The sequence below is a fragment of the Microbispora sp. H10885 genome (genome assembly GCF_014161415.1).
In the GTDB taxonomy this organism is placed as follows: Bacteria; Actinomycetota; Actinomycetes; order Streptosporangiales; family Streptosporangiaceae; genus Microbispora; species Microbispora triticiradicis.
In genome coordinates, this window is record NZ_JABBWY010000002.1 from 23842 (window position 1) to 49517 (window position 25676).

The window sequence follows — 25676 nt, forward strand, 5'->3', positions numbered from 1 at the left end:
CCGCCTCCTGACGCTCCGGAACTGCGCGCGCCGCCCCTTCCTGCACGGCTCCTTCGCCGACAATAGCGGGTTTCCGCGGCCCGGCAGCAGCCTCAGCCGCCGGGGGTGGTGGGATCTTCCACGGTTTGTAAGGTCTGCCGCTGAACCCGCGCGGAAGAGTAGAGACACACCGCCGCGGCGGTAGCGAGGTTGAGGCTCTCGGCCCGTCCGTAGATCGGGACGCGGACGACCTCGTCGGCCAGGGCGAGGAGCTCGGGCGGCAGCCCCCACGCCTCGTTGCCGAACAGCCAGGCGGTGGGCTCGTCCAGCGCGACCTCGTCGAGCGTCCGGGTGCCCGCTCCGTCGGCCGCCAGCACGCGCAGCCCGGCCTCCCGCACGTGCCGTACGGCGTCGGCCACGGAGGTGCCCGTCACCACGGGCAGGTGGAAGAGGCTCCCCGCGCTCGCCCGCACGCACTTGCCGTTGTACGGGTCGACCGAGGCGTCGGTGAAGACCACGGAGTCGGCGCCGGCGGCGTCGGCCGTACGCAGGACGGTGCCCGCGTTGCCGGGGTCGCGGACGTGGGCGAGGATCGCCACCAGCCGGGACGTGGGCGCGACGGCCTCCGCCAGCGGGACGTGCACGAACCGGCACACGGCCAGCAGCCCCTGCGGGGTGACGGTCTGGGTCAGCTCGGCCATGACCTCGCCGCTCGCGCGGTGCACGGGCACGCCGGCCGCGTGGGCGGCGGCCACGATGTCGGCGTGCCGGGCCTCGGCCTCGACCGTCGTGAACAGCTCCGCCGTGACGTCCTTGACCGCGAGCGCCTCGCGTACCGCCTGCGGCCCCTCGGCCAGGAACGCCCGGTCGCGGTCGCGGAAGGCGCGTTTGGTCAGCCTGCGGGCCGCCTTGACCCGCGGCGACCTGATGTTGGTGAGCTCCGCCATCCCTGCTCATTCCCCCTCAACGTCGATGAGGGCCCACCGCAGGCGGCGGGCCCTCGTCGGAGCAGGTCTCAGGCGACCGGCGCGTTCACGTCGGACGGGAGCGCCTTCTTGGCGGACTCGACCAGCGTGGCGAAGGTCGTGGCGTCGTTGACCGCGAGGTCCGCGAGGATCTTGCGGTCCACCTCGATGCCCGCCAGACGCAGGCCCTGGACGAACCGGTTGTAGGTCATGCCGTTGGCGCGGGCCGCCGCGTTGATCCGCTGGATCCACAGACGGCGGAACGTGCCCTTCTTGTCCTTGCGGTCCCGGTACGCATAGGTCATCGAGTGGAGCATCTGCTCCTTGGCCTTGCGGTAGAGGCGCGACCGCTGCCCCCGGTAACCGCTTGCCCGCTCGAGTACGACCCGGCGCTTCTTCTTGGCGTTGAGCGCCCGCTTCACGCGTGCCATGTTGTTCTATCTCCCCGGGTCGTTACTACTTGGCGAGCAGCTTCTTGATCTTCTTGGTGTCGGCGTCGGACATGACGACGACACCCTCGAGACGGCGCGTACGGGTGGACGGCTTGTGCTCGAACAGGTGCTGCCGGTTGGCGCGGCGGCGGACAACCTTGCCGGATCCGGTGAGCCGGAACCGCTTCTTCGCACCGCTGTGCGTCTTCATCTTCGGCATCTCAGCCGTCTCTCCCTCTTTGGTCCGTGCCGACGGCCCGGGCCGGTAACCCGAGCCGGCGGCTGCCTGACTCCGCGAGACCGTCCCGGTCTCGGATTCTCCGTGTCGTTTCGGGCGCCCTGCCCGGTGGTTCAGGCGGGCGTCACTGCGCCTGCGCGGGCTGCTGCTCCTGCGCGGACTCCTCCGCCGGGCGGTCCTCGCCACGCTGCGCCTTGGCGGCGGCCTTCTCGGCCTTCGCCTCGGCCTTCTTCTTGTGCGGCCCGATCACCATGATCATGTTTCGGCCGTCCTGCTTCGGCTGCGACTCGACGAACCCCAGATCGGTGACGTCTTCCGCGAGGCGCTGCAGGAGCCGGAAGCCCAGCTCTGGCCGGGACTGCTCACGGCCCCGGAACATGATCGTGACCTTGACCTTGTCTCCAGCCTTGAGGAAGCGCACGACGTGACCCTTCTTGGTCTCGTAGTCGTGCGGGTCGATCTTCGGCCGGAGCTTGATCTCTTTGATGATCGTGTGTGCCTGGTTGCGACGGGCCTCGCGCGCCTTCATGGCCGACTCGTACTTGAACTTGCCGTAGTCCATGAGCTTGCAGACGGGCGGGCGGGCGGTGGCCGCGACCTCCACCAGGTCGAGATCGCTCTCCTGCGCCAGCTTCAACGCGTCGCCGATGGAGACGATGCCGACCTGTTCGCCGTTCGGGCCGACGAGGCGGACCTCGGGCACACGAATACGGTCGTTGATGCGGGGCTCGGTGCTGATGGGACCTCCAAAAGACTTCCGCTTGTCTCGACCGTGCGGGAAAAACGAAAACCCCGCACGTCACGCATGCGGGGTCACTGAGCTCTCCTGCCGAAAACTCCGTTGTGATCCTGAACCCGTCCGCCTTTCGGCGAAGCAGGTGGGAGGAGGACCTCCGCTTGCGCGTCCAGCTCATGCCGGACCGATCGAGTTCCTACGTTACCACAAACCCGCACGGCCCCCGGCGTATTCCGGCCCGGGCCGCCCCGCCCCGGAGACCGCTCAGGAGGCCGCGCGCCGGGCGATCTCGGCCTCGCCGGCCGCGCGCATCGCCGCGACCGGCACGTCCGCCCGTCCCGTCATGAGCTCGACCTGCCGCGCCGCCTGGTGCAGCAGCATGGGGAAGCCGCCCACGACGGTGCGCCCGCGCGCCCGGACGGCCCGGGCCAGCGCCGTCGGCCAGGGCGCGTAGACGACGTCGAACAGGGCCCCCTTGTCGGGCAGGCGGGCCGCGACCCGCTCGGCGAGCGCGTCGGCCGCGCCGGACGGCAGCGTGGAGACGACCAGGCCGGCCGCGGGGTCGAAGTCGTCGAAGGAGCGCACGGTCACCGTGACGCCGAGCCGTTCGGCGACGCGCAGGGTCTCCCCCGCGCGGGCCGGGTCGCGCACGACCAGGGTGGCCTCCGCCAGGCCCGTCTCCCGCAGGGCCGCGAGGGCCGAGGCCGCGGTGGCGCCGCCGCCGAGGACGACCGCCGAGGACGGCGCGGGCACGCCCGCCTCGGCGAGCGCCTCGACGATGCCGTACACGTCGGTGTTGTGCCCGTGCCGCCCGCCGTCGCGGAACACGACCGTGTTCGCGCCGCCGACCGCCAGCGCGAGGTCCGAGACGGTGTCGAGCAGCGGGAGCACGGCACGCTTGAGCGGCATCGTGAGCGACAGGCCCGCCCACTCCGGGCCCAGCCCGGCGACGAGGCCGGCGAGCCCGTCCTCGGCGCACTCGATCGCGTCGTAGCGCCAGCCGTCCAGGCCCATCTCCGCGTACGCCGCCCGGTGCAGCACCGGGGAGAGCGAGTGGGCGACGGGCGAGCCCAGGACGGCGGCCCGGCGGACGGTCCCGCTCACTTGTAGTTCCTGTTGAACTCGTCGCGCAGCTTCCAGAACTCCGACTCCTTGTCGGTGAACTTGGTGATGCCCCGCTTCGGGTCGACCGTCACGAAGTACAGCCAGTTGCCGTCCGCCGGATGCAGCGCGGCCTCGATCGCGTGGTCGCCCGGGTTGCTGATCGGGCCCGGCGGCAGGCCGGCGTACTTGTAGGTGTTGTACCGCGAGGTGCTGGTCAGGTCCGCGTGCGAAGCGGCGATGCCGTACTTGTTCAGGCCGTACATGACCGTGCTGTCCATGCCCAGCTTCATCGGGGGGTTCGACAGCAGCCTGTTGTAGATGACGCGGGCCACCTTGGGCATGTCCTCGGCGCTGCCCGACTCGGCCTGGACGATGCTCGCGATGATCATGACCTGGCGGGGCGAGAAGCCGACCTGCCTGGCCTGGCCCTCCAGGTCGATCTTGTCGGCGGTCTGGTTGAACCGGTCGACCATGTTGGTGAGGATCTGCTGCGGCGTGAGCTTGCTGTTGATCTCGTACGTCGCGGGGAACGCGTAGCCCTCCAGCCGGCCCTTCGCGTAGGCGGGGAGACCGATGTCGGCGCGGGCCGCCTTCTTGAAGTCCTCGACCGGCTTGCCCGAGGCGGTGGACAGCTCCTCGAAGATCTTGCTGAGCCGCAGCCCCTCACGGATGGTGAGACGGTTGAGCACACGGTTCTTCGGGTCGAGCAGGGTCAGCGCCGAGGCGGCGGACATGCCCTTGCGCATCGCGTACTGGCCCGGCTGGAGCGAGGAGCTCTTCCCGGCCGCGCCGATGGCGTTGACGAACGCCCGCGCGCTGGCCACGACGCCCTGCTCCTCCAGCATCTGGGCGACGGCGGTGGCGCTCTCGCCCTCCTGGATCTCGACGACGACCTCACCCGTCCCCTCGCCGGTGAAGTCCTTGGGAATCATGACGCCGCGCGCCCAGGTGAAGCCCAGGTAGCCGAGACCGGCGAGGACCCCGACGATGATCACAATGGCGAAGAGCGTGGCGACCCTGCCCTTGCGCCGCTGCCGCTTGCGGCGTCTGCGGCTGCGTCGCTGCTGGGCCCGGCCGCCGGAAGGGCGACGCCGGGGAGAGCCGTCGTCGTCCTCGGCGCCGAGCAGGAAGTCCATGTCCAGTTCGTTCATAGTGCGCTGGCCAATCTCTCGGTACGAGAGGCCTCCCGTCAAGCGAGTGTGCCAGACCGAGGGGGTCCGGTGGGGGTCCGGTACGGGTCCGGTATGAGTCCGGACAGGGGGACGTTCGCCTACCGCGGGCCGTCCGGGCGGCGCCCTGGACGCACCTGGGCCACCGCTAGTTCGTCCCGAGATACCTGTTCAGCTCCTCCCGATATTTCCTGAACTCCATCTCTTTGTCAGTGAATTTGGTGATTTTACGACGAGGATCGGTGGTCACGAACCAGTACCAGTCACCCTCGGCGGGGTGGAGCGTCGCCAGCAGCGCGCTCTCCCCCGGGTTGCCGATGGGTCCGGGCGGCAGCCCGGGGCGCGCGTAGGTGTTGTACGGGGAGCCGTTGCGCGTGTCCTCGGCGGTGACCTTCAGGGTGTGCCGGTTCAACGCGTAGTTGACCGTGCTGTCCATCTCCAGCTTCGCGCCCCGCGCCAAGCGGTTGTACACCACTCTGGCGATCTTGGGGTAATCGGCCGGGACACCGCCCTCGGCCTGCACGATGCTCGCGACCGTCACCGCCTGCCGGGGCGTGAGGTTCAGGCGCGGCGCCAGATCCTCCAGGCCCACCTTCTTCGCCGCGAGGCGGAACCGGGCCACCATCTTCCTGAGCATGTCGCCGGCGGTCGCCCCCGGCTCTATCTCGTACGTGGCCGGGAACAGGAACCCCTCGGCCTCGCCCTCGGCGTACGCGGGCAGGCGCAGGCGCCGGGTCTCGCCGGCCGCCTCGGTGAAGTCCTGCAGCGGGATGCCCGTCCCGTCCGCGAGGACGCGCAGCACCTCGCGCAGGCGCAGCCCCTCGGGCACGGTGACCTTGCGCACCACCCGGCTCGCGGGCGCCAGGAGCAGGTCGAGCGCCGCGGAGGCCGACATCCGGCGCCGCAGGACGTAGCGGCCCGGGTGCAGGCCGCTCTCCTTGGAACGGCTGATCACCTGCTCCACGAACGACTGGGCGCTGGCGACCACGCCGGCCTTGGCCAGCGTCTGGCCGACCTCGCCGGCGCTCGTCCCCGGTGTGATCTCGATCGTCACCGTTCCCGAACCGCCGCCGGAGTAGTCGGGCGGGCTGCCGGGCTGGCCGACGACCGCGTGCACGCCGTACGCCACCGCCGCCGCGACCAGGGCGAACCCTCCGCCGGCGACGAGCGCCGCCCGCCTCACCGTGCGGTCCCGCCGCTCGCTTCCTCACCCGGCCCCGCGGGGGGGCCCGGTGGTCCGAGAGGCCTGCCGGGGGGATTGCCGGTGGCCCGCTCCCCGTCGAGCGCGGCCTGCAGCAGCAGGACGGCGGCCGCCTGGTCGATCACGTCACGCTGGTCGCGGGCCTTCACGCCGCTGGAGCGCAGCCGCTGCTGGGCGCCCACGGTGGTGAGCCGCTCGTCCACGAGCCGGATCGGGACCGGCGCGACCGTCCTGGCCAGCCGCGCGGCGAACGCCCGCGCGGCCTCCGCGGCGTGGCTCTCCCGGCCCGACAGCGACGTGGGCAGGCCGACGACGATCTCGATCGCCTCGTGCTCGGCCGCGATCTCGGCGATCCTCGCCAGGTCGCCCCGGCCGCGCCGCACGGTCTCCACCGGCGTGGCCAGCAGGCCCGAGGGGTCGCTGCGGGCCACGCCGACGCGGACGGAGCCGACGTCGACCCCGATCCTGACGCCATGTCTCATCGGCGGATCAGGCCACCGCGGAGGAGATGGCCTCCTCGACCGCGCGAAGCGCGTCACCGATCGCCTCGGGCCGCGTGCCACCGCCCTGCGCCACGTCGTCCTTGCCGCCACCGCCACCCCCGAGAGCCTTGGCGGCGACGCCGACGAGACGGCCCGCCTTCAGGCCACGCTCGCGTCCCGCCTCGCTGACCGCGGCGACGACGACCGGCCGGTCGGAGGGGACGCCGGAGACGACGACGACCGCGGCGCGGTCGCCAGGGAACCTGCCGCGCACATCGAGGGCGAGTTTACGCAGGTCGTCGGCGGAGGTGCCATCAGGCGCGCGGTGCGTGACCACCGAGACGCCCTGGACGTCGCGGGCCTGCGCGGCGAGCTCTCCGGCCACCGCGAGCACCTGGGCCGAGCGGACCTTCTCCAGCTCCTTCTCGGCGGCGCGCAGCCGGGTGACGATGCCCTCGATGCGCTCGGGCAGCTCCTCGCGGCGGGTCTTGAGCTGCTCGCTCAGCTGCGCGACGAGCACGCTCTCCCGGGCGAGGAACCGGAACGCGTCGAGACCGACGAGCGCCTCGACCCGGCGCACGCCCGCGCCGATGGACGACTCGCCCAGCACCTTCACCAGGCCGAGCTGGCCGGAGCTGGCCACGTGGGTGCCGCCGCACAGCTCGCGGGAGTAGTCGCCGACCTCGACGACCCGGACCTCGTCGCCGTACTTCTCGCCGAACAGCGCGAGCGCGCCCATCGCGCGGGCCTGGGCCTGGCTGGTGTAGAACGCGTTGACCTTGAGGTCGCCGATCAGGACGGCGTTCACCTCGTCCTCGACGTCGCGCAGCATCGACGCCGGCACGGCGCCCGCGGCGGTGAAGTCGAAGCGGAAGCGTCCCGGGGAGTTCTCCGAGCCCGCCTGGGCCGCCGACTCGCCGAGCGCGTTGCGGAACCCGCGGTGGACCAGGTGGGTCGCGGTGTGGCTGCGGGAGATCGCCCGGCGCCGCTCCAGGTCGATGTCGGCCTGCGCCTGGTCGCCGACCCGCACCTCGCCCGTGCGCACCTTGCCGCGGTGCACGATCAGGCCCGGCACCGGCGACTGGACGTCCACGATCTCGATCTCGGCGCCGCCGGTGCGGATCAGGCCCTGGTCGGCGAGCTGGCCGCCGCCCTCCGCGTAGAACGGAGTGCGGTCGAGCACGATCTCCAGGGTGGTCCCCGCACCCGCCGCCGGGACCGACGCGCCGTCGACCAGCAGGCCGATGACATCGGCCTCGGAGGTGGTGTGGTCGTAGCCGAGGAAGTCGACCTTCCCGGCCTTCTCCAGGATGGTGGTGAAGACCGAGATGTCGGCGTTGCCGGTCTTCTTCGCCGCGGCGTCGGCCTTGGCGCGGTCCCGCTGCTCCTTCATGAGCCGGCGGAAGCCCTCCTCGTCCACCTGGAGGCCCTGCTCGGCCGCCATCTCCAGGGTGAGGTCGATCGGGAAGCCGTAGGTGTCGTGGAGCTGGAACGCCTGCTCGCCGCCGAGCGTGCCGCCGCCCTTGCGCCTGGTCTCCTCCACCGCGACGTCGAAGATCGCCGTACCGGTGCGGAGCGTGCCGATGAACGACGCCTCCTCGGCGTCGATGACCGTGTGGATGTTGGCGGCGTCCGCCTTGAGCTCGGGGTACTGCTGGCCCATGGCCTCGATGGTGACGGCGGTGAGCGCGTGCATGTGCCGCTCCTCGCCCGCGCCGAGCAGGCGGAGGTTGCGAATCGCGCGGCGCAGCATGCGGCGCAGCACGTAGCCGCGGCCCTCGTTGGACGGCAGCACGCCGTCGCCGACGAGCATGACCCCCGCCCGCATGTGGTCGGCGATCACCCGCAGCGAGACGTCCGCCCGCTTGTCGCGCCCGTAGCGCGACCGGGTGAGCTCGGCCGCCGTGTCAAGGATCTTGTACGTGGTGTCGATCTCGTAGATGTTGTCGACGCCCTGGAGGATCGCGGCCATGCGCTCCAGGCCCATGCCGGTGTCGATGTTCTTGGCCGGCAGCTCGCCCGCCACGTCGAAGTCGACCTTGGTGCGGACCTTGCTGAGCTGGAACTGCATGAAGACGAGGTTCCAGACCTCGAGGTAGCGGTTCTCGTCGGCGATCGGCCCGCCCTCGCGGCCGTACTCGGGGCCGCGGTCGTAGTAGATCTCCGAGCACGGGCCGCCGGGGCCGGGCACGCCCATGTGCCAGTAGTTGTCGGCGAGGTCGCGGCGCTGGATGCGGTCGAGCGGCAGTCCCACCTCGCGGTGCCAGATGTCCTGGGCCTCGTCGTCGTCCAGGTAGACGGTCGCCCACAGGCGGTCCTCGGGGAAACCGAAGCCGCCCTCGGACTCGGGGCGGGTCAGCAGCTCCCAGGCGAACGGGATCGCCTGCGCCTTGAAGTAGTCGCCGAAGGAGAAGTTGCCGAGCATCTGGAAGAAGCTGGCGTGCCGGGTGGTCTTGCCGACCTCGTCGATGTCGAGGGTGCGCATGACCTTCTGGGCGCTGGTCGCCCGCCGGAACGGCGGCGTCTGCTGCGCCAGGAAGTAGGGCTTGAACGGGACCATCCCCGCGTTCACCAGAAGCAGCGTCGGGTCCTCGGCGACCAGGCTGGCCGAGGGCACGACTGTGTGCCCGCGCTCCTCGAAGAAGCGCAGGAAGCGGCGCGCGATCTCTGCCGACTCCATCTCAGCGGCCATCCTTTACGTCGTAGATTCTGCTGTTGCCGGTAGTGGTGTCATCAACGGTGTCCAGCCCGAGCCCGGCGCGCAACTCGGTTTCCCTGCTCGCCGACAGGTGACGCACCTCGCCGGCGAAGTCCCTGAGCTGGTCCGCGAGGGCCGCCGCGCGGCCGGCGGTGCGCCTGGCCACGTGGTCGGGCCGCAACGACTGAAGCTTACGCATGGCCCAGACCGCGAGATACGCGCCGAGGGACATGTAGAAGAGACGGCGGATCATCCGCGCCCCCTTCCGATGGCGCGCGGCTCGGCCACGCGCTCGGCGGTGTGCCGCTCCCTGATCCTGTCCCTGGTGTGGGGACCGGTGCGGGGACCGCCGCGGGCCACCCTCCGGGCCGGGGCCCTGCGGGCGGCGCGGCGGGCCAGCGCGAGGCGGAAGCCGTCGCGGAAGGCTGCGATCTTGAGCACCGGGCCGGCGAACACCGCGGACGCCACCCCGGTGATCCTGACCATGTTGCCGCTGACATCCCGCATGTTGTCCGAGATCGCCTCGGCCGCGACCAGCCGCCGGTTCGCCTCGGTGACGGTCTGGCTCATGTCGTCCAGGAGCGGCCCGAGGCGGTCGCTCAGCTCGGCCACCGACTTGCGGGTCTCGGTCAGCAGTCTGGCCAGCCTGACCAGCACGACGACCATGAAGCAGACCAGGATCGCCCAGAAAATGGCGACCACGAGGCCCGCCAGCTCTCCCGCGGTAAGCATGTGCCGATCTCCCTGGATCACCGGAGCTGGAATGGCAAGACCCTATCGCGAACGCCCTGCCCGCCGTTCCGCAGCACACACCCGGCACCCGAGCCGCACCGAAGAGAGCACCGAAGACGGCACCGAAGCCGGCGCACAGGCCGGCGGCGTGCCGGGGGCGCTCAGCCGCCGCGCAGGAAGGCCCGGATCTTCGCCCAGCGCTCGGCGAACCGCGCCTCCGCGCCGTGGGAGGTCGGTTCGTAGTAGCGGCGCTCGCGCAGTTCCTCCGGCGCGTAGTCCTGGCGGACGAGGCCGTGCTCGAAGTCGTGGGGGTACTGGTAGCCCCTGCCGTGGCCGAGCTGCTTCGCGCCGGGGTAGTGCGCGTCGCGCAGGTGGCCGGGGACGCGCCCGACCAGGCCGCGCCGCACGTCGTCGGAGGCGGCGCCGATGGCCTTGACGACCGCGTTGGACTTGGGCGCCAGCGCGCAGTGGATGACGGCCTGCGCGAGGTTGATCCTGCCCTCGGGCAGGCCGATGAAGTCCACCGCCTGGGCGGCGGCCACCGCGACCTGCAGGCACGTCGGGTCGGCCATCCCCACGTCCTCGCTCGCGAAGATCACGATCCGGCGGGCGATGAAGCGCGGGTCCTCTCCCGCCTCGACCATCCGGGCCAGGTAGTGCAGGGCGGCGTCGGCGTCCGAGCCGCGCATGCTTTTGATGAACGCGCTGGTCACGTCGTAGTGCTGGTCGCCCTGCCGGTCGTAGCGCACGGCGGCCTTGTCCACGGCCCGCTCGACGACCTCGACCGTGACCTCCGGTGTGACGTCCGGCCCGGCGCCCGGCGGGGCGTCGTCGACCAGCATCGCCGCCGCCTCCAGATAGGTCAGCGAGCGCCGCGCGTCGCCGCCGGCCAGCCGTACGAGCTGGTCGAGGGCCTCGGGCCGCAGGGTGGCGCGCCCGGCGAGGCCGCGCGGGTCGGTCACCGCGCGCTCCAGTACGGCGCGCACGTCGTCGTCGGTCAGCGGTTCGAGGGTGAGCAGCAGCGAGCGGGACAGCAGCGGCGAGATGACCGAGAAGAAGGGGTTCTCGGTGGTCGCGCCGATGAACGTCACCCAGCGGTTCTCCACCGCCGGCAGCAGCGCGTCCTGCTGCGCCTTGTTGAAGCGGTGGACCTCGTCGACGAACAGCACGGTCTGCCTGCCGGTCATGCCGAGGTCGCGCCGGGCCTGGTCGATGGCGGCGCGCACGTCCTTGACCCCGGCCGAGACGGCCGAGACCTCGACGAACCTCCGCTTGGTGGCGCCCGCGACGACGTAGGCCAGCGTGGTCTTGCCGGTGCCGGGCGGCCCCCACAGGAAGAGCGACATCGGGGCGTCGCTCTCCACCAGGCGGCGCAGCGGGGTGCCGGGACCGAGCAGGTGCCGCTGGCCGATCACCTCCTCCAGCGAGCGCGGCCGCATCCGCACGGCGAGCGGCTCCTGGCCGCGGTGGGCCTCCTCGGCCGCCGAATCGAACAGGCTCTCCACGCCGCCGACACTACCCTCAGGCGCCCCACACGGCGGTCGCGCCGGTGTGCCCGGTGCGTACGGCGTAGTAGCCGACGGCCACGGCGAGGATCACGGCGACGGCCGACGCGACCAGGACGGCCGCCCGGGGGCCCGTTCCCACCGGGGCCCGGCGCCCCCGGGTGAGCCACACCAGCGCCAGGGAGACGACGGTCAGCAGCGCGGTCAGCGGCAGGAGGGTCTCGGCGAACCCCGAGTGGACCTCGATCGCCTCGGAGACCCGGCCCCCGAACATCCGGTGCTCCAGCCGCTCCCCGCTCTCCTTGGCCGCGAACACGGAGGCGAGCGCCGCCAGAGCCGTCGCGACCAGTGCCCAGTCGAGCCGATGCCGCACGCGGGGCAGGACGGCGTACGCGATCGACAGCGCCGCGAGCAGCGGCGCGAAGATCACCGCGGCGTGGACGACGAGGGCGTGGACGGGAAGTCCGAAGATCTGGTCGAACATCGTGGTCGTCACTCCTGAGACGAGAGGGCCGGGCGCGTGGTCCGGGTTTGGTTCGTCAGGAGGTTCTCAGGCGGTTCTGAGAGCTAGATGAGCGCAAACACCGGTGATACCCATGCGACGCCTGTTTTACACGAACCCGACGGGATCGCGGATAGAGTGACCCAGCGTCATACAAAAGGGGAAATGGAAGGCATAGCGGTGACCGACACTGATCGGCAGAAGCAGCCGGCTTCGCGCGTGAGCACGACCGGGCGCACCACCAACCCCCGTCGGCGTCTGGGGGGCACCCTCGGCGCCGGACTGGGGGTTCTCGCGCTCGTGGGCGGCCTGGCGGCCTGCAGTGACGGCTCGGCCAAGGATGCGGCCGGGGCGACCCCCTCGGCCTCCGCCTCGGCGGGCCCTTCGACGGGCCCCTCCGCGGTCCCGTCCGAGTTGCCCACGGCGACGCCGTCCGCCAAGCCCACCGACTTGCGCAAGGTCAGCTGCGAGTATCGCAAGGACGACACGGGCAGCCCGGCGAAGTTCGTGGGCTTCCCGCCCAAGAAGCTGAACAGGGCGGTCATCAAGGCGTCCAAGATGACGGTCAGGACCAACCTGGGGAACATCGTCATCGACCTGGCCACCGGCGACGCGCCGTGCACGGTGAACTCGTTCGCGTTCCTGGCGAAGAAGAACTACTTCGACAACACCGTCTGCCACCGGCTCACGACGGTCGAGACGAACGGCCTCGGCCTCCTGCAGTGCGGGGACCCGCAGGCCAAGGGGGACGGCGAGAACCCGACGGACGGCACCGGCGGGCCGGGCTACCTGTTCAACGACGAGAACCTCGGGCCGCAGTACAGCCGGGGCGTCGTCTTCATGGCCCAGCCGGGCGACGCGTCGAACTCCAACGGCAGCCAGTTCGTCATCTCCTACACCGACGAGAACGCGCAGCTGCCCCAGTCGTACACACCGTTCGGCATCGTCAGCAAGGGCATGGAGATCGTCGACAAGATCGCCAAGGGTGGTGTCAACACGGCCAAGGACGGCGTCGACATCACCAGCGACGACGGCGGCTCCAACGCCCCCAAGATCAAGGTCCGGATCAAGGACGTCATCGTGTCCTGATCCGTCCTGATCGGAAACGGCCCGCGATCTCGTGATCGCGGGCCGTTCTCGTGCCGGGGGGGCGAAGCCGCCTGGCTCCGGTGCTACCCGATCACGAGCGGGGGGCGGCGTCGGCGCCGGACCTGTCGCCCTTCGGCGCGGCGTCCACACCGGCCTCCTTGCGCTGCTCCACCGTGATCGGGCTGGGCGCGCCGGTCAGCGGGTCGTACCCGGAGGCCGTCTTCGGGAAGGCGATCACGTCGCGGATCGACTCGCCGCCCGCCAGCAGCATGCAGACCCGGTCCCAGCCGTAGGCGATGCCGCCGTGCGGCGGCGGGCCGTACTTGAACGCCTCCAGCAGCCAGCCGAACTTGCTCTCGGCCTCCTCCTTGGAGATGCCGAGCACGTCGAAGACGCGCTGCTGCATCTCGGCCCGGTGGATACGGATCGAGCCCCCGCCGATCTCCATGCCGTTGCAGACCATGTCGTAGGCGTAGGCGAGCGCCTCCCCGGGGTGGTCCTGGAAGTTGTCGGCCCACTCCGGCCTGGGCGCGGTGAACGGGTGGTGGACCGGGGTCCAGCCGCCTTCCCCGTCCTCCTCGAACATCGGCGCGTCCACGATCCACAGGAACGACCACTGCGACTCGTCGATCAGGCCGCAGCGGCGGCCGATCTCCAGGCGGGCCGCGCCGAGCAGGTCGCGGGAGGCCGCGGGCGCGCCCGCGGCGAAGAAGACCGCGTCGCCGGGCCGGGCCCCGGTCCGTTCGGCGAGGCCGGCCAGCTCGGTCTCCGAGAGGTTCTTCGCCACCGGGCCGCCGAGGGTGCCGTCCTCCTGCACCAGCACGTACGCCAGGCCGCGCGCCCCGCGCGACTTGGCCCACTCCTGCCAGGCGTCCAGCTCCCTGCGGGTCTGCGAGGCGCCGCCGGGCATCACGACGGCTCCCACGTACGGCGCCTGGAAGACCCGGAACGCGGTGTCCGCGAAGTAGCCGGTGAGGTCGGTCAGCTCGACCCCGAAGCGCAGGTCGGGCTTGTCCGAGCCGTACCGCGCCATCGCCTCGGCGTACGTCATCCGGGGCAGCGGGACGGGCAGCTCGTAGCCGAGCGTCTCCTTCCAGATGCGCCCGATCAGGGCCTCGCCCAGGGCGATCACGTCGTCCTGGTCGACGAACGACATCTCAATGTCGATCTGGGTGAACTCCGGCTGCCGGTCGGCCCGCAGGTCCTCGTCGCGGAAGCACCGGGCGAGCTGGTAGTAGCGCTCCAGGCCGGAGACCATGAGGAGCTGCTTGAACAGCTGCGGCGACTGCGGCAGGGCGTACCAGCTGCCCGGCTGGAGCCGCACGGGCACCAGGAAGTCGCGGGCGCCCTCGGGCGTGGAGCGGGTCAGGGCGGGGGTCTCGACGTAGACGAACCCGTGCTCGCGCATGACCTCGTTGGCGAGGTAGGTCGCCTGCGACCGGGTGCGCAGCGCGTGGGCGACCTGCTGGCGGCGGATGTCGAGGTAGCGGTACCTCAGCCGCGCCTCCTCCGACACGCCGGAGCCGCCCTCGATCGGGAACGGCAGCGGCGCGGACTCGCTCAGCACCTCCACCTCGGAGGCGACGACCTCGATCTCACCCGTGGGCAGGTCGGGGTTCTCGTTGCCCTCCGGCCGCGTGCGGACCTCCCCCGTGACCCTCACGCAGTACTCCGCGCGCAGGTCGTGGGCGTGGTCCTCCTCGCGGAAGACCACCTGGGCGGAGCCGGAGGCGTCGCGCAGGTCGATGAAGACCACGCCGCCGTGGTCGCGCCGGCGCGCCACCCATCCGGCCAGCGTCACCTTCTGGCCCGCCTGCCCCTTGCGGAGTGTGCCTGCCTCGTGGGTGCGGATCACGAGTCTTTCCCCTTCAAGAACTCGACGACCTCCGCGAGCGGGACCGCGGTCTGGTCGCCTGTTGCCAAATCCTTCACCTGTACGGCTCCCGCCTCGATGTCCCGGTCGCCGAGGATGAGCGCGTAGCGCGCGCCGCTGCGGTCGGCGGCCTTCATCGCGCCCTTCACGCCCCGGCCGCCGAAGGCCATGTCGACCGCGAGACCGGCCCGGCGCAGCTCGCTGACCAGCGGGAAGATCCGCCGCCTCGCCTCCTCGCCGAGCGGGACGGCGAACGCGCCGAGAGCGCGCGGCCGCTCGGTCAGCAGCCCCTCCGCCTCCATCGCGAGCACCGTGCGGTCCACCCCGAGGGCCCAGCCGACGCTGGGCAGGGCGGGGCCGCCGATCTGCTCGCTCAGGCCGTCGTAGCGCCCTCCCCCGCCGACCGCCGACTGCGCGCCCAGCCCGTCGTGCAGGAACTCGAACGTCGTACGGGTGTAGTAGTCGAGGCCGCGGACCAGCCGGGGGTCGTCTTCGTAGGCTACCCCGGCGGCCGTCAGCAGTCCCCTGACCTCCTCGTGGTAGGCCTTGCAGGCCCCGCACAGGTGGTCGGTGACCAGCGGCGCGCCCGTGAGCTGTGCCCGCACCTCCGGGCGCTTGTCGTCGAGCACGCGCAGCGGGTTGATCTCCACCCGCGCGCGGGTCGCCTCGTCGAGGTCGAGCCCGCGCAGGAAGTCCTGGAGCGCGGCGCGATAGGCCGGGCGGCACTCGCGGCAGCCCAGCGAGTTGAGCAGCAGCCGGACCCCGCGCAGGCCGAGGGAGGCGTAGCCGTCCATCGCCAGGACGATCAGCTCGGCGTCGAGCGCCGGGTCCTCGGATCCGAGTGCCTCGGCCCCCACCTGGGAGAAGTGGCGGTAGCGGCCGGCCTGGGCCCGCTCGTAGCGGAAGTAGCTGCCGGAGTACCAGAGCTTGATCGGCAGCGGGCCACCGTACAGGCCGTGTTCGAGCACGGCCCGCACCACGCTCGCCGTACCCTCCGGGCGCAGCGTCAGCGACTGGCCGCCCCGGCTGGTGAACGTGTACATCTCCTTCGTGACGATGTCGGTCGACTCGCCGACGCCGCGGGAGAACAGCGCGGTGTCCTCGAAGGCAGGCGTCTCGATGTAGCCGTAGCCGGCGCGGCGGGCGGGCGCGGACAGCGCGTCCCGCACGGTGAGCGCCCACTCCGAGCGCGGGGGCATCCAGTCGAAGGTGCCCTTCGGCGCCTGAAACGTCATCACAATCCCCTGGTCGGGCCGACGGGCGGCGCGGCGTCCCTGAGGAAGGGGTTGGTCGCGCGCTCGCGGCCGATTGTCGTCTGAGGTCCGTGGCCGGGCAGGACCAAGGTCTCGTCCGGCAGCGTCAGCGTCTTGGCGAGGCTGCGCAGTATGGCGGCGTGGTCGCCGCCGGGCAGGTCGGTGCGGCCGATGGAGCCGGCGAAGAGCAGGTCGCCCGCGAACAGGACCTGGATGTCCTCGGCGGGCGCCCGGAACGTCACCGACCCCCTGGTATGGCCGGGCCGGTGCTCGACCGTGAACTCGAGCCCCGCCAGGCTCAGCACGGCGCCGTCGGCCAGCTCGCGCACGTCGTCGGGCTCGGAAAGTTTCAGACCGCCGAACACCCCACCGGCCTGCGGCGGAAATCCCTTCGCCGGGTCCGACAGCAGGTCGCGGTCCTCCGGATGGATCCACGCGGGCACGTCGCGGGCGCCGCACACCGGGGCCACCGACCACACGTGGTCGATGTGACCGTGGGTGAGCAGCACCGCGACCGGCTTCAGGCGGTGCTCGCCGAGCAGCGCGTCGAGGTCGCCGACAGCGTCCTGACCTGGGTCGATGACCACGCACTCCGCGCCTGCTGCGGGAGCGACGACGTAACAGTTGGTCTGGAACGAACCTGCGGGAAACCCGGCGACGAGCACGGAAGCGGCCTCTGCGTCTGTACGGATCAATCAAGGATTGCGCGAGCGAATGTAACCGAAGGGTACCGGTGCGGGTCGGCAGGCTGCGAACCGATACCCGTCAGCCGATACGATTCGCCCACCTCAATAGTCATTCTTGGAGCAGTCGAGCCGGATGCTATAGAACGGGCCACCGCCCCGGAGGACCCCTCCGGCGCGGGTGGCCGTTCGGGCGCGACCGCGCCCGGGCGTACGACCATGGGAAACACGACGAGTCGGGAGGTCGAAGTGGTCACCGGCAAGGACCGGCAGAAGCAGCTGGCCCGGGAGCACTACCAGCGGCAGATGCAGGCGCGCGTGGAGCGCGAGCAGAAGGCGCGGCGCAACGCGATCATCGGCACCACCACGGCGGTGGTGGTCGTGATCGGCGGCGTCGTGGCGGCGACGACCCTCCTCGGCGGTGACGACAAAGCCGATCCCGCCGCCTCGGCCGCGCCGACCGCCAGCGCCCTCGCGAACGACCGCAAGCCGTACGATCCGGCCTCCGGCACCTGCGGGTACGTGGCCGACAAGAGCAGCGGCCAGGTCAAGGACGTCGGCGTGCCGCCGGAGAAGGTGAGCACGGCCCCGGCGACGATGACCATCAGGACCAACCTCGGTCCCATCGTCGCCACGCTGGACAGCGCCAAGGCGCCGTGCACGGTCAACTCGTTCAAGTACCTGGCGTCGAAGGACTACTTCGACGACACCAGGTGCCACCGGATGGGTACGGACTTCCCGATCCTGCAGTGCGGCGACCCGCTGGCCAAGGCCGACGGGAAGAACCCGACCGACGGCCAGGGCGGCCCCGGCTACCGCTTCGCCAACGAGAACCTGACGGGCGCCAAGTACACGCGCGGCGTGCTCGCGATGGCGAACAGCGGGCCGAACACCAACGGCAGCCAGTTCTTCATCGTGTTCGGGGACACCGGGCTGTCGCCCGACTACACGCCTTTCGGTACCGTGACCACAGGACTCGAAATCCTGGACAAGGTGGCCAAGAAGGGCGTGATCGCCGGTGCCACCGGCGATGGCACCGGAGCCCCGAAGCAGCCCGTAGTCATCAAAGACGTGACAATCACCAGCAAGAGCTGACGTAATACAACCAAGGGCACATCGGGCCCTGGAGGCTGATTCAAGTGCGGGAGGACACGGTGAGCACCGACCCGTGGGGCCGGGTAGACGAGGACGGCACCGTCTACGTGCGTACGGCTGAGGGAGAACGGGCCGTCGGGTCCTGGCAGGCCGGTGAGCCGGAGGAGGCGCTGGCCTATTACCGCCGCAAGTTCGACGAGCTGGCCGGCCAGGTCCAGTTGCTGGAGCAGCGGGTGCGCGGCACCGACCTCGCCCCCGCCCAGGCCGAGGCGAGCATCGCCAAGCTGCGGGAGTCGGTCGCCGAGGCGCACGCCGTCGGCGACCTGGGCTCGCTGCACGACCGGCTCGGGGCGCTGAGCGAGCTCGTCGGCAAGCGGCGCGAGGAGTTGCGGGCGGCCCGCGACCAGGCCCGCGTGCACGCCCGGGAGGTCAAGGAGCGCATCGTCGCCGAGGCCGAGCGCATCGCCGACGAGACGACCCACTGGAAGTCCGGCGGCGAGCGGCTGCGGCAGCTCGTCGAGGAGTGGAAGGCGGCCGAGCGGGTCGACCGGGCCACCGAGGCGACGCTGTGGAAGCGGCTGTCCACGGCCCGTACGGCCTTCGCCAAGCGGCGCAAGGCGTACTTCTCCTCCCTGGACGAGCAGCGGGACGCGGTGCGGGGCGCCAAGGAGCGCATCGTGAACGAGGCGGAGGCCCTCTCCGGCTCGACGGAGTGGAACGCCACCGCGGCGGCCTACCGGGAGCTGATGCGCCAGTGGAAGGCCGCGGGCCGGGCCTCCCGGGAGGCCGAGGACGAGCTGTGGACGCGCTTCAAGGCCGCCCAGGACGAGTTCTTCCACGCCCGGTCGGCGGTGTTCGCCGAGCGTGACGCCTCGTTCGCCGCCAACGCCGAGGTCAAGGAGGGGCTGCTGACCGAGGCCGAGCGGCTGCTCCCGGTCGGCGACGCGCGCGCGGCGCGGTCGGCGCTGCGGGGCATCCTGGAGCGGTGGGAGGCGGCCGGCCCGGTGCCGCGCGACCAGCGCGACCGCCTGGAGGGCGGGCTGCGCAAGGTCGACGAGGCCGTCCGCAGGGCCGAGGAGAACGAGTGGAAGCGCTCGAACCCCGAGGCCAGGGCGCGTGCCCAGGACACCGTCAACCAGCTCCGCAGGTCCATCGAGCAGCTGGAGACCCGGCTGTCCAAGGCCCAGACGGCGGGCCGGGACAAGGACGTCAAGGAGACGGAGGAGGCCCTGGCCGCCCGCCGCTCCTGGCTGGAGGAGGCCGAGCGCACCCTCGCCGAGTTCTCCTGACCCTTTCGCTCCCCTCCCCGGCGCGGCCGCGGCGCCCGCCGGGGACGGCGGCGGGCGTCAGTTGGTCACGCGGTAGACGTCGTAGACGCCGGGGACGCCCCGCACCGCCTTGAGCACGTGCCCCAGGTGCTTCGGGTCGCCCATCTCGAAGGTGAACTTGCTGATGGCGACCCTGTCCCTGCTGGTCGCGACCGAGGCGGACAGGATGTTCACGTGCTGGTCCGACAGGGTCCGCGTGACGTCCGACAGCAGTCGGGGCCGGTCGAGCGCCTCCACCTGGATCGCGACGAGGAAGACCGAGTCGTCCCCGGGCGACCAGGCCACCTCCACCAGCCGGTCGGGGTGGGAGCTGAGCTGCTCGACGTTCGGGCAGTTCGCCCGGTGCACCGAAACGCCGTGCCCGCGGGTGACGAACCCGACGATGTCGTCCCCCGGCACCGGGGTGCAGCAGCGCGACAGGCGCACCCACACGTCGGGGTCGCCCGCCACCATCACCCCGGCGTTGGAGCCGGCCCTCGGCCTGCCCTTGAGCCGCGTCGGGACCTGGGCCTCGGCGATGTCCTCCTCGGCCCCCTCGACGCCTCCCAGGGCCTGCACGAGCTTGTCCACGACCGACTGGGCGGCGACGTGCCCCTCGCCCACCGCGGCGTACAGGGCGGACACGTCGGCGTAGCGCAGGTCGCGGGCGAGCGCCAGCAGCGCCTCGCCGGACATCAGCCGCTGCAGCGGCAGGCCCTGCTTGCGCATGGCCCGCCCGATCGCCTCCTTGCCCGCCTCGATGGCGGTCTCGCGGCGCTCCTTGGTGAACCACTGGCGGATCTTGTTGCGGGCCCGGCCGCTCTTGACGAACTTGAGCCAGTCGCGCGACGGGCCGGCGTCCGGCGACTTCGAGGTGAAGATCTCGACGGTGTCGCCGTTGCCGAGACGGGACTCCAGCGGGACCAGCCGGCCGTTCACCCGCGCGCCGATGCACCGGTGGCCGACCTCCGTGTGCACCGCGTACGCGAAGTCGACCGGGGTGGCGCCCTCGGGCAGGGCGATCACCTGGCCGCGCGGGGTGAAGACGAAGACCTCCGAGACCGACAGGTCGAAGCGCAGCGACTCCAGGAACTCGCCGGGGTCGGAGGTCTCCTTCTGCCAGTCGAGGAGCTGGCGCAGCCAGGCCATGTCGCCGACCTGCTTCACCTTCCCGGGGCCCGCCCCGATCATCTCCTCCTTGTACTTCCAGTGCGCCGCCACTCCGTACTCGGCGCGGTTGTGCATCGCCCGCGTGCGGATCTGCAGCTCGATGGCCTTGCCCTCGGGTCCCATGACCGTCGTGTGCAGCGACTGGTACATGTTGAACTTCGGCATGGCGATGTAGTCCTTGAACCGCCCCGGCACCGGCTTCCACTGGGCGTGGATCGTTCCGAGCGCGGCGTAGCAGTCGCGGACCGTGTCGACCAGCACGCGGATGCCCACCAGGTCGTAGATGTCGTCGAAGGCCACGGCCTTGGCGATCATCTTCTGGTAGATCGAGTAGTAGTGCTTGGGCCGGCCCCGGACGGTCGCCTTGATCTTCGCCTCGCGCAGGTCGGCGGAGACCTTCTCGATCACCTCGTGCAGGTACAGGTCGCGGCGCGGCGCCCGCTCCGACACCATCCGAGCGATCTCGTCGTACCGCTTGGGGTAGAGCATGGCGAACGCGAGGTCCTCCAGCTCCCACTTGATGGTGTTCATGCCGAGCCGGTGGGCCAGCGGGGCGAAGATCTCCAGCGTCTCGCGCGACTTCTGCTGGCGCTTGTGCTCGGGCATGTAGCGCATGGTCCGCATGTTGTGCAGCCGGTCGGCCAGCTTGATCACCAGCACGCGGATGTCGCGCGACATCGCGACGACCATCTTGCGCACGGTCTCCGCCTGCGCCGCGTCGCCGAACTTCACCTTGTCGAGCTTGGTCACCCCGTCGACGAGCAGCGCGATGTTGTCGCCGAAGTCGGCTCGTAACTCGTCGAGGCTGTAGGCGGTGTCCTCGACGGTGTCGTGCAGCAGGGCGGCGCACAGCGTCTCGTCGTCGGTGCCCAGCTCCGCGAGGATCGTCGCCACCGCGAGCGGGTGCGTGATGTACGGATCGCCGCTCTTCCGCTTCTGGTCGCGGTGGTGGTAGGCGGCGACGTCGTACGCGCGCTCTATCAGGCGCAGGTCGGCCTTGGGATGGGTGGCACGGACCGTCTTGAAGAGCGGTTCCAACACCGGATTCATAGCACCCCACTGCCCCCCGAAACGGGAGAGCCTACGTCGCGTGGCCGGCGACGCCGGCTTGTCCTCAGGGCCCGCCGCGGGGTCGCGCGCCTCCTCGGGGGGCACGTCGGTGACGGGCTCGGGGACGTCGCGGGGCGTCTCACCGCGATCGACCCGCGCGTCGTCGGGCACGACCACATCACGGGGCACACAGACTCCTCACGTCGAGTCCAGATTCCACAGTGTATCCGTGCTGCCACAGCGCTCTCGGCCGCGTACCCCCGATTCGCCCAGTCTGGTGCACCCAGTCCGGTTTGCCCAGCCCTGTTCCCTCGGTCTGGTTCGTTCAGACGGTGAGCAGGGTGCGCACCTCCAGCCCGGGCAGCCGGTCGCGGCCGGAGAGGAAGGACAGCTCCATCAGGAAGGAGACCGCCACCACCTGCGCGCCGGTCCGCCTGACCAGCTCCACGGCGGCCCGGGCGGTGCCGCCCGTGGCGAGGACGTCGTCCACGATCAGCACGCGGTCGCCGGGCTCGAAGGCGTCGGCGTGCACCTCGATCGTCGCGGAGCCGTACTCCAGATCATAGGACTCCTCGTACGTCTCCGAGGGCAGTTTGCCCTCTTTGCGCACCGGTACGAATCCCGCGCCGCTGCGGTAGGCCACCGGGGCGGCGAGGATGAACCCGCGTGCCTCGATGCCGACCACCTTGTCGAACGCCAGGCCGTCGCCGAGTTCGTCCACGACCTGCGTGAAGGCCGCGTGGTCCGCCAGCAGCGGGGTGATGTCCTTGAAGAGGATGCCCGGCTTGGGGTAGTCGGGGACATCCCTGATGAGTGCCGTCCAGTCAGTCACGACGTTCACCCTAGTGCCGCGACCGCCGGGATTCGCCCGGGGCGAAGATCGGCGGGAGGGGCGCTAGTGCCCCGGCCGCCGGGGTCCGCCGCGAAGATCCGGCCGTCGTGGACGAAATGGCAGCCAGGGGCGTCGCGGGAGGGCCCGGGCGCACGTGAAGGCGCCCCCGGAACCCGAGCGGGTTCCGGGGGCGCCTCCGTGGTGTGCGCGACGCGCTCAGCGCTTCTTGCGCTTGTCGTCGGGCGGGGTCGTGCCCTGCGAGCCCGCCGAGACCGGCTCCTTGACCGTACGGGTGGCCTTGGCGGTGGAGACCTCCTTGGCGTGCACCCGCCGGGCGAGCGCCTGCCACTTGGGCTCCCGCTCCTTGAGCGTGACCAGGATCGGCGTCGCCACGCACAGGGAGGAGTAGGTGCCGACGATCATGCCGACGAACAGGGCCAGCGACAGGTCCTTCAGCGTGCCCGCGCCGAGCAGCGTGGTGCCGATGAACAGGATCGCCGCCACCGGCAGGATCGCGACCAGCGAGGTGTTCAGCGACCGGATCAGCGTGTGGCTGAGCGCGTTGTTGGCGGCCTGCGTGTAGGTCATCTTCGCGCTCGTGCCGAGCTTGCCCGTCACCTCCTTGATCATGTCGAAGACGACGACCGCGTCGTACAGCGAGTAACCGAGGATGGTGAGGAAGCCGAGCATGGTCGCCGGCGTGACCTCGAAGCCCGACCAGGCGTAGACGCCCGCCGTGATGACGAGGTCGTGGACGAGGGCGACGATCGCCGCGAGGGCCATCCGCCACTCGAACGCCACGGACAGGTACAGCATGATCGCGATCATGAAGACCGCGAGGCCGATCCAGGCCTTCTGGGAGACCTCGCCACCCCAGGTCGCGCCGATGACCTGCGAGCTGACCTGGCTCTCCGGGACGCCGTACTTCTGGGAGACCGTCTGCTGGACCTTGGTCACCTCCTCGGCCTTGAGGCTCTCGGTGGTGACCCGCCAGTTCGGACCGGCCTGCTGGACGATGACCTGGTGGGGCCCGGCCTCCGCGACCGTCTCCCGGACCTGCTCGATGCTGGAGCCGGGCGTGCGGGCGAAGTCGAAGACCGAGCCGCCGCGGAACTCCACGCCCAGGTTCAGCCCCTGGTTGACGATGAGGCCCAGGATCGACAGGGCCAGCAGGAGTGCCGAAAGGCCGTACCAGGTCTTGCGCTTGCCGACGAAGTCGATGTCGATGTCGCCGCGGTAGAGGCGGCTGATCACTCCCGGCATCACGCCTCCTGCAGGGTCTGCTCGGCGCGGCCGGTGCGGCCCATGCGCTCCGCGTCGAGTCCGGACAGCTTGTGGCCCTTGGCGAAGAACCGCATCCGCGCCACGAGGGACATCAGCGGCTTGGTGAAGAGGAACACGACCACGATGTCGATGAGCGTCGTCAGGCCCATCGCGAACGCGAAGCCGGCCACGTCGCCCACCGCGAGGAAGTAGAGCACCACCGCGGCGATGAACATGACGGCGTCGGCCACCAGGATGGTGCGCCGGGCGCGCCGCCAGGCCACCTCCACCGCCGAGCGCAGCGTACGGCGGCCTTCCTTGATCTCGTCGCGGATCCGCTCGAAGTAGACGATGAACGAGTCGGCCGTGATGCCGATGGAGACCACGAGGCCGATGATGTGCGGCAGCGAGAGCCGGAAGCCCGCGTTGTGGCTCAGGACGTCGACGGTCAGGAACGTGACGACCGCCGCCACGCACAGGCTGGCCATGCCGATGAGCCCGAGGCCGCGGTAGTAGAGCAGCAGGTAGAGCATGACGATGATCAGCCCGATGGCGCCGGAGATCAGGCCGCCGTGGAGCTGGTCCTGGCCGAGGGTCGAGGAGACCGACACGACCGAGCTCTGCTGGAACTTCAGCGGCAGCGCGCCGTACTTGAGCTGGTCGGCCAGGTCGGTGGCGGTCACCTGGGTGAAGCTGCCGGAGATGCGGGCGCTGCCGCCGGGGATGGCCTCCTCGATCGTCGGTGCGACGATGACGACGCCGTCCAGCACGTTGGCGAGCTGGTTGCGCGGGGCCGGCAGGCTGGTGATGCGCCGGGTGATGTCGGCGAACTGCGTGGCGCCCTTCGACTTGAAGTTCACCTGGACGATCCACTCACCGGTGGTCGGGTCCGTGCCCGCCTGGGCGCCGCTGATCTCGGTGCCCTGAACGGCGGCCTTGTCCAGGATGTAGCGGGCCGAGCCGTCGTCGCTACAGGCGACGATCTGCTTGTTCGGGTCGTCGATGGCGCCCTGGCCGCGGTCCTTCGCGCTGCAGTCGATCTTGCGGAACTCGGCGAGCAGCGCCTGGTCGATGCCGCTCGTGTCCTGGCCCGCCAGCGGGTCGCTCGTGTCCTCGGGGGCGGCGCTCGACGACGGCGCGGCGGAGGCCGAGGGAGAGGCCTTCGCGGCCCGGCCGCCTGACGTCGTGGCCCGCTTGCTCGTGCTCGGCTCCGGCGTCGGCGCGGTCAGCGCCTTCGACAGCGCCCGGCCCGCCGGCGTGGCGTTCCCGCTCGGGGCCGCGCTGGCCTTGGCCGTCGAGGCCACGCCGGGAGAGGCCGCCGGCGTCGCCGCGGCCGAGCCGCCCGGAGTCGGCGCGGCGGTGGACACCTGGACCGGAGGCGCCTTGGCCGCGGCCACCGCGAGCACCTGCCGCATGCGCAGTTCGGCCGTGGTGGACACCAGCTTGAGCGCCTCGTCCCGGCCCGCGCCCGGGATCTGGATCACGATGTTGTCGTTCGACTTCGCGACCTGGGCGTCGGAGATGCCGGTGCCGTTGACGCGCTGCCGGATGATCGTCACGGCCCGGTCGAGGCTCTCCTGGGAGGGAGCCTTCCCGTTCGCCGTCACCGGCGAGAGCGTCACGGTGGTGCCGCCCGCGAGGTCAAGGCCGAACTTGGGGACGAACGCCTTCTGGAGGGCGACCGTCGCGCCCATGACAAGGATGAGCACAAAGAGCAGCAGGAGTGTACGTCCCGGCTTGCTCTGGCTACTGGTCGGTGGGGCCACTGGAGGTCAGTTCTTTCGTCGAAAGGTTGCGATCAGCCTACTCAGGACTGCTTGGTGCTCGTATCGTCGCCGTTCCCCGTTTCGGGACCGCCGGTCACGGTCTCCTCGGTCTCCACGTCGGTCACGTCGTCCACCGGAGTGAGCACCCGGCCGATCGCCGCCTTGACCCAGCGGGTCTCGACGCCCGGCGCGAGCTCCAGCACGACGTCGTCGTCCTCAAGGGCGACGACCGTCGCGAACAGGCCTGTCGTGGTCATGACCCGGACGCCCGGGGTGAGGGAGTTCTGCATCTGGACCTGCTCCTGCTGCCGCTTGCGCTGCGGGCGGATCAACAGGAAGTAGAAAACCACTACCAGCAAGATCAGTGGCAGGAACGTCCCAAGCGGGTTGTTACCCACGGGGGCCACCCTTCCGTAACGTGATGAACCGGCCTGACGCCGGAGGTCTGGTGCGCTGCGACACGCGGGCCACCGCGGCGCTGCTCGCGCCGGCGTGAGCGGCCAGTCAAGCCACGCAGTGTATGCGAGCCCGCCGAAGCCCGGCAACGAACCCA

At 71.0% G+C, this 25676-nt stretch carries 24 protein-coding genes; 3 read left to right on the top strand and 21 right to left on the bottom strand.

The genetic code is table 11. From position 1 onward, the window contains the following. Positions 1–92 precede the first annotated feature (92 nt). From HHX37_RS05200 to HHX37_RS05260, 13 genes are all read right to left on the bottom strand, one after another. Positions 93–926 (bottom strand): TrmH family RNA methyltransferase, encoded by an 834-nt coding sequence (locus tag HHX37_RS05200; protein WP_117408919.1) that lies wholly within the window; start codon positions 924–926, stop codon positions 93–95. A 68-nt stretch (positions 927–994) separates the two neighbouring features. Then, positions 995–1375, bottom strand: coding sequence for a 50S ribosomal protein L20 (gene rplT / locus HHX37_RS05205; protein WP_150938656.1), 381 nt, complete (start codon positions 1373–1375; stop codon positions 995–997). A 25-nt stretch (positions 1376–1400) separates the two neighbouring features. Continuing rightward, entirely contained in the window at positions 1401–1595 is a 195-nt protein-coding gene (gene rpmI / locus HHX37_RS05210; protein WP_030504936.1) for a 50S ribosomal protein L35, read from the bottom strand. A gap of 142 nt (positions 1596–1737) precedes the next feature. Continuing rightward, entirely contained in the window at positions 1738–2352 is a 615-nt protein-coding gene (gene infC, locus HHX37_RS05215) for a translation initiation factor IF-3 (RefSeq protein ID WP_117408921.1), read from the bottom strand. A gap of 261 nt (positions 2353–2613) precedes the next feature. Next, positions 2614–3453, bottom strand: coding sequence for a shikimate dehydrogenase (locus HHX37_RS05220; RefSeq protein ID WP_182880345.1), 840 nt, complete (start codon positions 3451–3453; stop codon positions 2614–2616). Further along, positions 3450–4604: an endolytic transglycosylase MltG gene (gene mltG / locus HHX37_RS05225; protein WP_182880344.1), complete on the bottom strand. Its 1155-nt coding sequence runs from the start codon at positions 4602–4604 to the stop codon at positions 3450–3452. The genes HHX37_RS05220 and mltG (HHX37_RS05225) overlap by 4 nt, the downstream gene beginning before the upstream one ends. Before the next feature lie 166 nt (positions 4605–4770). Then, a complete protein-coding gene (mltG, locus tag HHX37_RS05230) occupies positions 4771–5805 on the bottom strand; it encodes an endolytic transglycosylase MltG (RefSeq protein ID WP_182884703.1) in 1035 nt (344 codons plus the stop codon). Then, a complete protein-coding gene (gene ruvX, locus HHX37_RS05235) occupies positions 5802–6305 on the bottom strand; it encodes a Holliday junction resolvase RuvX (RefSeq protein WP_117408925.1) in 504 nt (167 codons plus the stop codon). The genes mltG (HHX37_RS05230) and ruvX overlap by 4 nt, the downstream gene beginning before the upstream one ends. A gap of 7 nt (positions 6306–6312) precedes the next feature. Next, positions 6313–8985 (bottom strand): alanine--tRNA ligase, encoded by a 2673-nt coding sequence (gene alaS / locus HHX37_RS05240; protein WP_117408926.1) that lies wholly within the window; start codon positions 8983–8985, stop codon positions 6313–6315. A gap of 1 nt (position 8986) precedes the next feature. After that, on the bottom strand, positions 8987–9256 hold the full coding sequence (locus HHX37_RS05245; RefSeq protein WP_117408927.1) for a hypothetical protein: 270 nt from the start codon (positions 9254–9256) through the stop codon (positions 8987–8989). After that, a complete protein-coding gene (locus HHX37_RS05250; protein WP_182880342.1) occupies positions 9253–9735 on the bottom strand; it encodes a DUF948 domain-containing protein in 483 nt (160 codons plus the stop codon). Before HHX37_RS05250 ends, HHX37_RS05245 begins: the two co-directional genes overlap by 4 nt. A gap of 161 nt (positions 9736–9896) precedes the next feature. Next, positions 9897–11240, bottom strand: coding sequence for a replication-associated recombination protein A (locus HHX37_RS05255; RefSeq protein WP_182884704.1), 1344 nt, complete (start codon positions 11238–11240; stop codon positions 9897–9899). Between the two features lie 16 nt (positions 11241–11256). Then, positions 11257–11736 carry a hypothetical protein gene (locus tag HHX37_RS05260; RefSeq protein WP_220498898.1) on the bottom strand — a complete coding sequence of 160 codons (480 nt, stop codon included), beginning with the start codon at positions 11734–11736 and terminating at the stop codon, positions 11257–11259. 186 nt (positions 11737–11922) lie between these two features. Between HHX37_RS05260 and HHX37_RS37575 the strand changes: the two genes are divergently transcribed. Then, a complete protein-coding gene (locus HHX37_RS37575; protein WP_310738024.1) occupies positions 11923–12831 on the top strand; it encodes a peptidylprolyl isomerase in 909 nt (302 codons plus the stop codon). Positions 12832–12922: 91 nt separating this feature from the next. Here HHX37_RS37575 and aspS read toward each other — a convergent pair whose 3' ends face one another. The 3 genes from aspS to HHX37_RS05280 are packed head-to-tail and all read right to left on the bottom strand — an operon-like array spanning position 12923 to position 16622. After that, positions 12923–14686, bottom strand: a complete 1764-nt coding sequence (gene aspS, locus HHX37_RS05270) for an aspartate--tRNA ligase (protein ID WP_182884705.1) — start codon at positions 14684–14686, stop codon at positions 12923–12925. After that, positions 14683–15939: a histidine--tRNA ligase gene (gene hisS, locus HHX37_RS05275; protein ID WP_117408933.1), complete on the bottom strand. Its 1257-nt coding sequence runs from the start codon at positions 15937–15939 to the stop codon at positions 14683–14685. Before hisS ends, aspS begins: the two co-directional genes overlap by 4 nt. After that, a complete protein-coding gene (locus HHX37_RS05280; protein WP_182876915.1) occupies positions 15939–16622 on the bottom strand; it encodes an MBL fold metallo-hydrolase in 684 nt (227 codons plus the stop codon). Before HHX37_RS05280 ends, hisS begins: the two co-directional genes overlap by 1 nt. Positions 16623–16859: 237 nt before the next feature. Here HHX37_RS05280 and HHX37_RS05285 point away from each other — a divergent pair, with 237 nt between their 5' ends. Beyond that, positions 16860–17735, top strand: a complete 876-nt coding sequence (locus HHX37_RS05285; protein ID WP_182884706.1) for a peptidylprolyl isomerase — start codon at positions 16860–16862, stop codon at positions 17733–17735. 59 nt (positions 17736–17794) lie between these two features. Next, positions 17795–19024 (top strand): DUF349 domain-containing protein, encoded by a 1230-nt coding sequence (locus HHX37_RS05290; protein WP_117408950.1) that lies wholly within the window; start codon positions 17795–17797, stop codon positions 19022–19024. A gap of 57 nt (positions 19025–19081) precedes the next feature. On the opposite strand, the gene HHX37_RS05295 is transcribed toward HHX37_RS05290, so the two are convergent. The 5 genes from HHX37_RS05295 to yajC all read right to left on the bottom strand — a co-directional run bounded on the left by HHX37_RS05295 (position 19082) and on the right by yajC (position 25530). Beyond that, positions 19082–21262, bottom strand: coding sequence for a RelA/SpoT family protein (locus tag HHX37_RS05295; protein WP_182876916.1), 2181 nt, complete (start codon positions 21260–21262; stop codon positions 19082–19084). Positions 21263–21587: 325 nt separating this feature from the next. Then, positions 21588–22094, bottom strand: a complete 507-nt coding sequence (locus HHX37_RS05300; protein WP_182884707.1) for an adenine phosphoribosyltransferase — start codon at positions 22092–22094, stop codon at positions 21588–21590. Positions 22095–22310: 216 nt separating this feature from the next. Beyond that, a complete protein-coding gene (gene secF / locus HHX37_RS05305) occupies positions 22311–23357 on the bottom strand; it encodes a protein translocase subunit SecF (RefSeq protein ID WP_182876849.1) in 1047 nt (348 codons plus the stop codon). Further along, positions 23357–25066 (bottom strand): protein translocase subunit SecD, encoded by a 1710-nt coding sequence (gene secD, locus HHX37_RS05310; RefSeq protein ID WP_310740267.1) that lies wholly within the window; start codon positions 25064–25066, stop codon positions 23357–23359. Before secD ends, secF begins: the two co-directional genes overlap by 1 nt. 98 nt (positions 25067–25164) lie before the next feature. Then, a complete protein-coding gene (yajC, locus tag HHX37_RS05315) occupies positions 25165–25530 on the bottom strand; it encodes a preprotein translocase subunit YajC (protein ID WP_310740268.1) in 366 nt (121 codons plus the stop codon). Positions 25531–25676: the final 146 nt, after the last annotated feature.